The 10496-nt window shown below is 72.2% G+C and carries 10 protein-coding genes; 4 read left to right on the plus strand and 6 right to left on the minus strand.

The genetic code is table 11. From position 1 onward, the window contains the following. Positions 1-32 precede the first annotated feature (32 nt). Entirely contained in the window at positions 33-1022 is a 990-nt protein-coding gene (locus tag ACYBSK_RS27230) for a GlxA family transcriptional regulator (RefSeq protein WP_457479870.1), read from the minus strand. 70 nt (positions 1023-1092) lie between these two features. Here ACYBSK_RS27230 and ACYBSK_RS27235 point away from each other — a divergent pair, with 70 nt between their 5' ends. Next, positions 1093-2058 carry an NADP-dependent oxidoreductase gene (locus tag ACYBSK_RS27235; protein ID WP_457479871.1) on the plus strand — a complete coding sequence of 322 codons (966 nt, stop codon included), beginning with the start codon at positions 1093-1095 and terminating at the stop codon, positions 2056-2058. 25 nt (positions 2059-2083) lie between these two features. Here the strand turns inward: ACYBSK_RS27235 and ACYBSK_RS27240 are convergent, their stop codons facing one another. Then, positions 2084-3139 (minus strand): rhamnogalacturonan acetylesterase, encoded by a 1056-nt coding sequence (locus ACYBSK_RS27240; RefSeq protein ID WP_460243694.1) that lies wholly within the window; start codon positions 3137-3139, stop codon positions 2084-2086. A gap of 240 nt (positions 3140-3379) precedes the next feature. Between ACYBSK_RS27240 and ACYBSK_RS27245 the strand changes: the two genes are divergently transcribed. Beyond that, on the plus strand, positions 3380-5068 hold the full coding sequence (locus tag ACYBSK_RS27245) for a rhamnogalacturonan lyase B N-terminal domain-containing protein (RefSeq protein WP_457479873.1): 1689 nt from the start codon (positions 3380-3382) through the stop codon (positions 5066-5068). A gap of 8 nt (positions 5069-5076) precedes the next feature. Here the strand turns inward: ACYBSK_RS27245 and ACYBSK_RS27250 are convergent, their stop codons facing one another. After that, entirely contained in the window at positions 5077-6126 is a 1050-nt protein-coding gene (locus ACYBSK_RS27250; protein WP_460243695.1) for a glycoside hydrolase family 43 protein, read from the minus strand. A 173-nt stretch (positions 6127-6299) separates the two neighbouring features. Between ACYBSK_RS27250 and mmuM the strand changes: the two genes are divergently transcribed. Next, on the plus strand, positions 6300-7199 hold the full coding sequence (gene mmuM / locus ACYBSK_RS27255; protein ID WP_460243696.1) for a homocysteine S-methyltransferase: 900 nt from the start codon (positions 6300-6302) through the stop codon (positions 7197-7199). 9 nt (positions 7200-7208) lie between these two features. Here mmuM and ACYBSK_RS27260 read toward each other — a convergent pair whose 3' ends face one another. Next, positions 7209-7886, minus strand: a complete 678-nt coding sequence (locus tag ACYBSK_RS27260) for a DUF4389 domain-containing protein (RefSeq protein WP_460243697.1) — start codon at positions 7884-7886, stop codon at positions 7209-7211. 98 nt (positions 7887-7984) lie between these two features. Here ACYBSK_RS27260 and ACYBSK_RS27265 point away from each other — a divergent pair, with 98 nt between their 5' ends. Then, complete coding sequence (locus ACYBSK_RS27265) at positions 7985-8368, plus strand: VOC family protein (protein WP_457479877.1); 384 nt, start codon at positions 7985-7987, stop codon at positions 8366-8368. Between the two features lie 6 nt (positions 8369-8374). Here the strand turns inward: ACYBSK_RS27265 and ACYBSK_RS27270 are convergent, their stop codons facing one another. Next, positions 8375-9091 (minus strand): helix-turn-helix domain-containing protein, encoded by a 717-nt coding sequence (locus ACYBSK_RS27270; RefSeq protein WP_460243698.1) that lies wholly within the window; start codon positions 9089-9091, stop codon positions 8375-8377. Positions 9092-9210: 119 nt separating this feature from the next. Beyond that, complete coding sequence (locus ACYBSK_RS27275) at positions 9211-10368, minus strand: YihY/virulence factor BrkB family protein (protein WP_460243699.1); 1158 nt, start codon at positions 10366-10368, stop codon at positions 9211-9213. Positions 10369-10496 lie beyond the last annotated feature (128 nt).

The raw sequence follows: 10496 nt of genomic DNA on the forward strand, positions 1-10496 counted from the left end.
ACGCCTGACCACGGAAAACTTGTGGTCAGGCGTCACAGTCCGGCAGCAGTGCTGCTCACCGGGCCCGCGCGGAACGTGCGGCGGTAGGCCTGCGGGGTCACTCCGATGGTGGCGTGCAGGTGCTGGCGCAGGGACGTGCCCGTCGCGAAGCCGACCTCCGCCGCGATGCGGTCGACCGGGAGGTTCGTGGTCTCCAGGAGGTGGCGGGCCCGGTGCACGCGCTGGCGGATCAGCCAGCGGCCGGGGCTCGTACCGGTCTCCTCCTGGAAGCGGCGGGCGAAGGTGCGCGGGCTCATCCGGGCGTGCGTGGCCCATTCGCGCAGGGCCAGCGGGCGGTCCAGGTGCTCCAGGGCCCAGGCGCGGGCGGGCGCCGTGCCGCTCTCGCCCTCCTCGGGGACGGGCTGCTCGATGTACTGGGCCTGCCCGCCCTCGCGCCACGGCGGGACGACGCAGCACTTGGCGACGGAGTTGGCGAGGGCGCTGCCGTGGTCGGAGCGGACCAGGTGCAGGCAGACGTCGACGCCGGAGGCCGCTCCCGCCGAGGTGAGTACGTCCCCGTCCTCCACGAACAGCACGTCCGGGTCGAGGGCGACGTGGGGGAACATCCGCCGGAAGCGGTCCGCGAGCGCCCAGTGCGTGGTGGCGCGCCGCCCGTCGAGCAGCCCGGCCGCCGCGAGCGTGAACGCCCCGGTGCAGATCGACACCGTGCGGGCGCCGGGCCGGATCCGGGCGAGCGCGGCCCGCTCGGCGTCGGGCAGCGGCTCGGCGATGCGGGACATGTCGTACGGCGGGACGATCACGGTGTCCGCGGTCTCCAGCGCCTCCGGGCCGTGCGCGACGGTGATCGTGAAGTCGGCGTCCGTCCGGACGGTGCGGTCCTGCGTCGCGGCGCAGGTCAGCACCTCGTAGGCGCCGCCCGCGGAGCCGAAGACGCGTTGGGGGATGCCGAGCTCGAAGGGGTAGACGCCGTCGAGGGCGAGCACGACGACGCGGTGGGGTGAGGTCTCGGGCGCTGCACTCATGGCACGATTCTATCGGTGGATGACCATCTTGCCATTGTCCGGTTTCGCCGCCCTGGCGCAGGCTGGTCACATGAGCGACGAGAACATCACCACCACCGCGACCATGAAGGCCGTCCGCCAGGAGACTCTCGGGGGGCCCGAGGTGCTCCAGGAGGTCGAGGTGCCCCGGCCGAAGCCGGGCATCGGGCAGATCGTGGTCGCCGTGCACGCGGCGGGCCTGAACCCGACCGACTACAAGCACCGCGCCTCCGGCCTCTTCCTCGGCGAGCCGCCGTTCGTGCTGGGCTGGGACGTGTCCGGCGTCGTCGAGGCCGTGGGGCTCGGCGTCTCCCTGTACGCGCCGGGCGACGAGGTGCTCGGCATGCTGCCGTACCCGTACGGGGCCGGTTCGCACGCCGAGTACGTCGCCGGGCCCGCCCGCGCGTTCGTGCCGAAGCCCGCGGGGCTGGACCACGTGACGGCGGGCGCGCTGCCGCTGGTCGGGCTCACCGCCTGGCAGGCCCTCGTCGACATCGCCCACGTGCGGCCGGGGCAGCGGGTGTTGGTGCAGGCCGCGGCGGGCGGTGTCGGGCACGTGGCGGTGCAGATCGCCAAGGCGCGCGGCGCGTACGTCATCGGCACTGCGTCGGCCGCCAAGCACGACTTCGTGCGCGGCCTGGGCGCCGACGAGGTCGTCGACTACCGCACCACCGATGTCGCGGCCGAGGTTCGCGATGTGGATGTCGTGCTCGACACCCTCGGCGGCGAGGAGCGGCTGCGCACCCTCGACGTGCTGAAGCCGGGCGGCATCCTGGTCTCGCTGCTGCCGGGACGGTTCGACGACGTCACCGCGCGGGCGGCCGAGTTGGGCGTGCGGGCCACCGCGATGCTCGTCGAGCACGACCAGGCGGGCCTGCGCGCGGTGACCGGCCTCGTGGAGTCCGGGGAGCTGGCGGTGCACGTCTCCCGCACGTACCCGCTCGCCGAGGCCGCGAAGGCGCACGCGGAGGGTGACACGGGCCGGGTGACGGGGAAGCTGGTGCTCACCGTCCGGTAGGCGCCCGGTGGCCTCCGACGGGCCGCTACGGGCGGAACAACTGCTGCTGGATCAGGCCCTGTTCGCGCAGCTCGTTCCGTACGAACTGCGCGAACTCCGTCGCGCCGCGCACCGACGTGTGCGTGTTGTCGCGCTTCTCGTCGTAGAGGTAGAGCGCCTTGGAGCCCTCCGGGCCCAGTTCCTCCACGCGCGCCTTGGTCAGTGCCGTCAGATCGATCAGCGGGACCTGTTCCGTGTCCGCCAACTCGCGTACGACGGCAGGGTGGTTGACGCCGAGGCCGTTCACGAGGAGCGCCGTGTCGTTGTTCAGGGTGCCGTCCGTGTTGAACCAGCGGCGCACGATCGGGGTCACGAGGACCGGGGTCCCGCCCCGGGCGCGGACGCGGTCCACGAGGGTCTTGAGGTTGGCGCGGTACGTCGCCGCGTCCGTCGTCTTGTCGTTGTGGGCCAGTTGGATCAGGGCCAGGTCGCCCCGGCCGATCAGGGGTTCGACGGTCGGGAAGAGCGCGGGGTTCTGGAGGTACGACACCGAACTCTCGCCGGAGTCGGCGTAGTTGGCGACCGACACGCCCCGCTTGAGGAACTGCGGCAGCTCCTGGCCCCAGCCCGTGTACGGATCGCCCGCCTGGTCGCACACCGTCGAGTCGCCGAGGAGGAAGACCTGCGGTGTGGTGGCGCGCGCCTTCTTGATCTGAATCGATGCAAGGTGCGGGGCCGATCCGGAGAAGCTGAGGTCGAGGCCCGGGGTGCCGGCGGGGCCCGTCGGCTCGCCTTCCGGGGTGCGGACGTCGACCGTGAACGAGCGGTGGACCGGACGCCCCGCGGCCGTCGGGGTCTGCGCGAGCAGGGCTCTGCGGGTCTCGCCGGTCACGCTCGTGTCGGCCGCTTCGGCGCCGCCCAGCGTGACGCGTACGTCGTAGGTTCCGGGGGCCACGTCGAAGTGGCAGGTCACGGGCACGGTCCCGGTGCAGTGGTCGAGGCCGGTGGCGCCGGAGTCGGCGTGGGCGGGGGTGAGGGCCACGGCGGACACGGCGGCGGTGACGCAGGCGACGGCGAGGACGGGTCTCGGGGCACGGCTCACGGAGGGCTCCTTCAGCGAGGGCGGAGCCGACGCCCCCGGTCAGGAACGAGGGCGACGGCGGACGGACCCTAGCCCAGCGGGCAAGCGCTTTCTAGCCCCCCTGCAACGATTCAAAGATTTCGGCCGGAACGCGGTCGGTGCCGTCGCATCCATTTCGCCGAAAGGGCTTTCGCGAACTGCGTTCGACTGTCACGCTGCCGAACCATCCGCACCTCCCACCTCTTCCAGGAGGGCACCCCCATGCCCGGATCCCCCCTGCCCCAGCACCCCGTCGCACGCCGCGCCCTGCTGGCGGGCGCCGCCGCGACGGCCGCCGCCGCGGCGGTCGCGGGCCCCCTCTCCCCCACCGCCTCGGCCGCCTCCTTCGGCTACAGCGACGACGGCACGCACTACGTCGTCGACACCGGCGCGAGCCTCGTCTTCAAGGTCAGCAAGGCGAACGGCGACCTGAGCTCCCTCGTGTACAAGGGCGTCGAGTACCAGGGGTACGGCGGCAAGAACTCGCACATCGAGTCCGGCCTCGGCGCCTCGACGGTCACCGTCGAGCAGTCCGGTTCGACGATCCTGGTCTCGGTGACGTACGGGACGCTCAAGCACTACTACGCGGCCCGCTCCGGCGAGAACAACGTGTACATGTGGACGAACAAGGCCGACACCTCGGTGAGCGCCACCCGCTTCATCCTGCGTGTCAGGGCCGGTCTCTTCCTCAACGACCAGCCGGATTCCTACACGTACGCGCCCACGACGATCGAGGCGTCGGACGTGTTCGCGAAAGCGGACGGTCAGACCAGGTCCAAGCACTACGCGAAGCTGCGCGTCATCGACTACGACTACGTCGGCTGGAGCGCGGGCGGCGTCGGGCTGTGGGTCGTGCGCTCGAACCACGAGAAGGCCGCCGGCGGACCGTTCTACCGTTCGCTGCTGCGGCACCAGAGCGCGGACGGCGGCGGGCTCTACGAGATCCTCCACTACGGCCAGAACCAGACGGAGAGCGAGCGGTTCGGCCTCCAGGGCCCGTACGTCATCGCACTCACGGACGGCGGCGCGCCCTCGTCGGCGCTGTTCCCCGCGAACATCGACACGTCGTGGGCGGACGCGCTCGGCATGTCCGGGTACGTCGCCGCGAGCGGGCGCGGGCGGGTGGCGGGGGTCGGCATCACGGGCCGGGACACCAGGCAGCCGTACACGGTGGGCCTCGCCAACCCGGCCGCCCAGTACTGGGGTTCGGCGCGCGCCTCGGACGGGTACTTCTCGATCGCGAAGGTGCTGCCGGGTACGTACACGCTCACCGTGTACAAGGGTGAACTCGCCGTGCACACCGGCTCGGTGACGGTCACCGCGGGCGGGACCACGACGGTGAACACGATCGCGGTCCCGTCCTCCAACGACCCCTCCAACGCCGCCGCGATCTGGCGTCTGGGCGACTGGAACGGGACACCGAGCGGGTTCAAGAACGCGGACCTGATGACGTACGCGCACCCGTCCGACATCCGCGCCGCGTCCTGGACCGGGAACGTCGTGATCGGCAGCGGCACGGAGACCTCGGCGTTCCCCTGCTACCTCTGGAAGGACGTCAACAGCGGCATCGTCGTCTACTTCAAGCTGACCGCGGCCCAGGCCGCCGCCGCGCACACGCTGCGCATCGGCGTGACGACGGCGTACGCGAACGGCCGCCCGCAGGTCGTCGTCAACGACACGTGGACCTCGGCGATCCCGTCCCCGCCGACCCAGCCGAACACCCGCTCCCTGACGAACGGTTCGTACCGCGGCAACAACCACACGTTCACGTACTCGGTGCCGGCGTCCGCCTGGCTGACGGACACCGGCTCGTACAACACGCTGAAGATCCACGTGGTGAGCGGATCGGGGACGACGGCGTATCTGAGCGCGGGGACGGCGATCGACGCGATCGACCTGCTCGTCGCCTAGGAGCGGTTCTACCGCGCGTCCGCGACCGGGACGCCGAAGTCCGGCGTCCCGTCCGCGTGCCAGCCGAACCTCTGGGCGCGGGTGTGGCGGTTCGGGTCGTTCAGGGGGTCGCCGACGATCTCCTTGTACTGGCGGGCGTGGTAGACCAGCACGTCCGTGCGGCCGTCCTCGGCCACGGTGAAGCAGTTGTGGCCCGGTCCGTACTGGCGTGTGCCGTCGTTGCTGGTGAACACCGGTGTCGGGGACTTGGTCCAGGACGCCGGGTCCATCAGGTCGCTGTCGGCGTCGGCGGTGAGCAGGCCGACGCAGTAGTGGTGGTCGGTGGCGCTGGCGGAGTAGGTGAGGAAGAGCCGGCCGTTGCGGGCGAGGGCGTACGGGCCCTCGTTGACCTTGTAGCCGACGCACTCCCAGTCGTACTCGGGTGTGGAGAGCCGGATTTGAGGGCCCTTCAGGGTCCAGGGATTCGCCATCCTCGACAGCCACAGCGCGGTGTTGTTGTCCATGCCGGGCTCGTGCTGCGCCCAGCACAGATAGCGCTCGCCGCGGTGGGTGAAGGTGGTGGCGTCGAGGGAGAAGGTCTCCCAGGCCGTGGTGATCTGCCCCTTCTCCTGCCAACTCCCCTTGAAGGGGTCGGGGTTGGGGTTGGCGAGCACCCAGATACGGATGTCCCAGACGCTCTCCGCGGGCGCCGACGCGAAGTAGATGTACCAGGTGCCGTCGATGCGGTGGAGTTCCGGCGCCCAGATGTGCGCGCCCATGGGGCCGGTGGCGTGGGCCCGCCAGATCACGGATTCCGCGGCGCCGCCGAGGCCCTGGAGCGTGCGGGAGCGGCGCAGGACGATGCGGTCGTACTCGGGGGCGGTGGCCGTGAAGTAGTAGGTGCCGTCGGTGTGGCGGTGGACGTGCGGGTCGGCGCGCTGTTCGACGAGCGGGTTGCGGTAGCGGGCGGGGGCGGCGGCGTGCGCGGCGGTGCCGGGCAGCGCGACGGCCGCGCCGGCCGCCGCGGCCGTCGCCAGCAGTCCTCTGCGGGAGGGGTGTTCGGGGTTCCTGGCGTTCATGCGGGTGGCCTTTCCTGAGCAGTGGGGTCGGGCACGGAAGGTGTTCGCTATGTCGAACGTCAATCGTGATGCCGAACAACGAGAAGGTAGAGCTGTGCCGCGAGTGGGTCAACGGGGCGGACCCGACCTCTCCGGCGGGCTTCCGGGCGGCGCCCTCGATTACCGTCGGCACCATGTTCAAGAGCACCGACGCCCTCGCCGCCCGCCCCCTCGTCCTCGACGGCGGCCTGTCCAACCAGCTGGAGGCCGCCGGGCACGACCTGAGCGACGAGCTGTGGTCGGCCCGGCTGCTCGACGAGGAGCCGGCAGCGGTCGTCGCGGCGCACCGGGCGTACTTCGAGGCCGGGGCGGACGTGGCGATCACGGCCAGCTATCAGGCCACCTTCGAGGGGTTCGCGCGGCGCGGGACCGGGCGGGCGCGGGCGGCCGAACTCATCGCGTCGAGCGTGGAGTTGGCGCGGACCGCGGCCCGGGAGACCGCCGCCGGGCGGCCGCTGTGGGTGGCCGCGTCCGTGGGGCCGTACGGGGCGATGCTCGCCGACGGGTCGGAGTACCGGGGGCGGTACGGGCTGAGCGAGGAGGAGCTGTACGCCTTCCACCGGCCGCGACTCGACGTGCTCGCCGGGGCGGGGCCGGACGTCTTCGCGCTGGAGACCGTGCCGGACGCCGACGAGGGGCGGGCGCTGGTGCGGGCCGTGCGGGGACTCGGGGTGCCGGCCTGGCTGTCGTACAGCGTCGACGGGGAGCGCACCCGTGCCGGGCAGCCGCTGGAGGAGGCGTTCGCGGTGGCCGCCGACGCGGAGGAGGTCGTCGCCGTCGGCGTCAACTGCTGCGCCCCGCGCGACGTCGAGCCCGCCGTGCGGCTCGCCGCCCGGGTCACCGGCAAGCCGGTCGTCGTCTACCCCAACAGCGGTGAGGAGTGGGACGCCGAGGCGCGGGCCTGGACGGGCCGGGCCACGTTCACGCCCGAGCAGGTGACCGCGTGGCGGGACGCCGGGGCCCGGCTGATCGGCGGCTGCTGCCGGGTCGGGCCGGGGGCGATCACCAAGATCGCGGCGGCGCTCGGCCGGTAGGGCCGGACGCTACGACGGCGGCCCCGGCAGGGCGGCGGGCTCGCGCTCGCCCTGGTCGAGGCGGAACGGCGGGTACGCGTCCGTCATCAACGTCCCGTACGCCGTCACCCGCGCCGCCCAGCGGTGCAGGCCGATGTTGAGGTCGTACATGCCGCGCGGGTAGACGCCGGTGAAGAGCAGGGCCGCGGCGGCGTAGAAGGTGAGGAGCCCCACGACGCCGCCCGCCGTGCTGGAGCCGCCCACGAGCAGCGACACGATCAGCAGCTGGGGCAGCACGAGCAGCCACCACTTGACGAGGACCAGGCCGCGGGAGAGGCGTTCGGGGTAGGCGATGTCGAGGCGGGCCGGGTAGTCGGGCGCCGGGCCGAGCGTGAACGGCGGGTACCGGTCGGTGCCGAGGGTGCCGTACGAGTAGTAGCTGACGCGCCAACTCCAGCGCAGTACGCCGAGGTTGAAGTCGAAGAGGGGGCGCGGGTAGCGGGCCGTGAAGAGAATCGCGAACCAGGCGACCACGCAGACGAGGAGGAAGCCGACGAAGAGCACGGCCAGGACCAGATAGTGCGGCACGGCCAGCAGCCACTTCACGAGCCACAGCCAGCGGGAGGGCGCGGGATCGTGGTCGGCTTCCAGCGCGACCGGGCTCGGGGGCGCCCCGATCGTCTTGACAAGAGTCTCGTTGTCGGTCATATGCCTCGTGTACGGCGGTTTCGGGCCGTACGCAAGGAGACGCGCGGTGTCCGTTTCCTACAAGACGGGTCGCGGTGGCGGCGCCTACGGTGGGCCGCATGAACGAGATCCGTATCCGTATGGACGCCATCGGCGTCGCCACCACCGACCTGGCCGCGTCGCTGGCCTTCTACCGCCGTCTCGGGCTCACGTTCCCGGAGGGCGCCGAGCAACTTCCGCACGTGGAGGCCGAGTTGGCCGGGGGCATCCGGCTGATGTTCGACCCGGACCCGGACCCGAGCGGCGGGGAGCGGGGGCCGGGGCGGGTCGCGCTCGCGTTCCACTGCGGGGACGCCGCGGGCGTCGACGCCGTGTACGGGGAGCTGACCGGGGCCGGGGCGCACGGTGAGGCCAAGCCGTGGGACGCGCCGTGGGGGCAGCGGTACGCGGTGGTGCACGATCCGGACGGCAATCAGGTGGACCTGTTCGCTCCGCTCTCCTGACGGGCGTCACGCGAGGAGCCGGCCGAGGGTGGTTCCGGTCAAGTCCCTGACGTCACGGGCCAGATGGGCCTGGTCCGTGTACCCGGCGCGGGCCGCGGCCTCGGCGTAGGGCACGGCGGCGCGGGTGAGCGCGAGGGCGCGTTGCAGGCGCAGGACGCGGGCGAGGGTCTTGGGGCCGTAGCCGAAGGCGGCGAGGCTGCGACGGTGCAGGGTGCGGGCCCCGAGGCCGGTCTCGGCGGCGACGGAGGTGACGGTGCGGCCCGCTCCGAGGGCGTGGGCCACATGGGTGAGGAGCGGGTCGGGCGGTCCCGCGGTCACGGTGAGGCGGGCGCCGAGCGCTTCGAGGGTGGCGGCGGGGTCGGCGCAGGCGTCGAGCCGCTCGGTCAGCCGGCGGGCGTCGGCGGGGCGCCACAGGTCGGCCAGGTCGACACGGGCGTTGCGCAGTTCATGGGCCGGTACGCCGAGGTAGGCGGGGGCCGTGCCGGGGGCGAAGCGGATGCCCGCGTAGTGGCCGGCGGGGCCGGTGGGGTGGGCGTGGGTGTCGGGGCCCGCGACGAAGAGGTGCCCCTCGGTCCAGATCAGGTCCATGCACCCGTCGGGCACCACGGGCCCGCCCTTACCGCCGACCCCCCGCTCCCACACGACGGCCCCCGGCACCCCGACGGCACCCCTCTCCGCGTACCGGTCACCATCCGGGGGCTCCACGGGTGCGTCCATGGCCATGGCCTCAGCCTAACGACACGACACACACCCCACCCTTTTCAGCCCCTCCGGCGCTCGGTCTTCTCAGCCCCTCCGGCGTTTGAGGAGCGGGGTCCGGGGCGGAGCCCCGGGGGTGGGGGTCAGGAGTCGGGAGGGGTGTCGCCGGATTTGCGGGCGTGGGTACGCAGCCGGGACGTCACGTCCTCCGGCGGAAGGAACTTCGACCACCGCTCGGGGAACTCGGACGGCATCCCCGGATCCCCCTCCCCGACCTCGTCCTCGTCGTCGTCGTCGTCCTCCAGATCGAGCGCCGCCACCCGCGCCACCTGCTCCGCCGCCGCGGCCGCCCGTATCCGCTCGTTCACCGCCCGTGCCGCGGCCGTCGCGACCGACGGCCACACCCGGTCGATCGCCGCGTTCACGGCGGCGCCGACCAGCACGGCGAACGCCGAGACACCGATCCACAGCAGCACGGCGACCGGCGCCGCGAGCGAGCCGTAGATGGTCGGGCCCTCGATGGTGTTGGTGAGGTACAGGCGCAGCAGGAAGCTGCCGGGGATCCACATCGCGAGGGCGACGAGCGCCCCCGGCACGTCCTCGATCCACGGCGACCGCACCGGCACGGACACGTGGTACAGCGTCGTGAGGAACGCGATCGACAGGACGAGCACCACGGGCCAGTACAGGATCTGCACGAGCGTCTGCGACCACGGCACGAGCCCGATCACCGCGTCCGGCCCCGCGATCATCAACGGCAGCGCTATCGCCCCGACGACCAGCGCCACCAGGAACAGCAGAAAGGCCAGCAGTCGCGTCTTCACGATGCCGCGTACGCCGTCCAGGCCGTACATCACGGTCACCGTGTCCACGAACGTCGACACCGCGCGCGAGCCGGACCAGAGCGAGAGCAGGAAGCCGATGGAGATGACGTCGGGCCTGCCGCCCTTGATGACGTCGTCGAGGATCGGCTGCGCGATCTCCTTGACGCCCTGGTCGGTCAGGACGGTGCGGGACGCCTCCAGGATGTTGTCGCGGACGCCCGCGATGGTGTCCGCGCCGGTCCAGGTGTCGACGTAGGCGAGCAGTCCCACCAGGGACAGCAGCAGCGGCGGCACGGACAGCAGGGTGAAGAACGCCGCCTCGGCCGCGAGGCCCAGGATGCGGTACTCCATGCAGGAGTTGACGGTGTCCTTGAGGAGCAGCCAGGCCGTCTTCCGTTTTGAGACGTTGTGGTACAGGACGCGCGCCCGGTGGAGTCGTCCGGACGGCGGTTCGGGGGATTCACTTGCTGGCTGCACGCCATAACGGTATCCGTCGCGGGCCCCGGCACCCATCCCCGGTGCCCCCGGGCGCGGCCCGCCCGCGGGGCTTCCGGCTGTCGGCGGCCGATTTGTTCGCTCCTCAACATGGAACCGAACGAAGTAAT

It is taken from the genome of Streptomyces sp. BYX5S (genome assembly GCF_054724165.1).

Excerpts from the sequence above, each read along its gene's own strand:
- ACYBSK_RS27230 (WP_457479870.1), bottom strand. The coding sequence starts at position 1,022 with ATGAGTGCAGCGCCCGAGACCTCACCCCACCGCGTCGTCGTGCTCGCC.
- ACYBSK_RS27235 (WP_457479871.1), top strand. The coding sequence starts at position 1,093 with ATGAGCGACGAGAACATCACCACCACCGCGACCATGAAGGCCGTCCGC.
- ACYBSK_RS27245 (WP_457479873.1), top strand. The coding sequence starts at position 3,380 with ATGCCCGGATCCCCCCTGCCCCAGCACCCCGTCGCACGCCGCGCCCTG.
- ACYBSK_RS27250 (WP_460243695.1), bottom strand. The coding sequence starts at position 6,126 with ATGAACGCCAGGAACCCCGAACACCCCTCCCGCAGAGGACTGCTGGCG.
- mmuM (WP_460243696.1), top strand. The coding sequence starts at position 6,300 with ATGTTCAAGAGCACCGACGCCCTCGCCGCCCGCCCCCTCGTCCTCGAC.
- ACYBSK_RS27260 (WP_460243697.1), bottom strand. The coding sequence starts at position 7,886 with ATGACCGACAACGAGACTCTTGTCAAGACGATCGGGGCGCCCCCGAGC.
- ACYBSK_RS27265 (WP_457479877.1), top strand. The coding sequence starts at position 7,985 with ATGAACGAGATCCGTATCCGTATGGACGCCATCGGCGTCGCCACCACC.
- ACYBSK_RS27270 (WP_460243698.1), bottom strand. The coding sequence starts at position 9,091 with ATGGCCATGGACGCACCCGTGGAGCCCCCGGATGGTGACCGGTACGCG.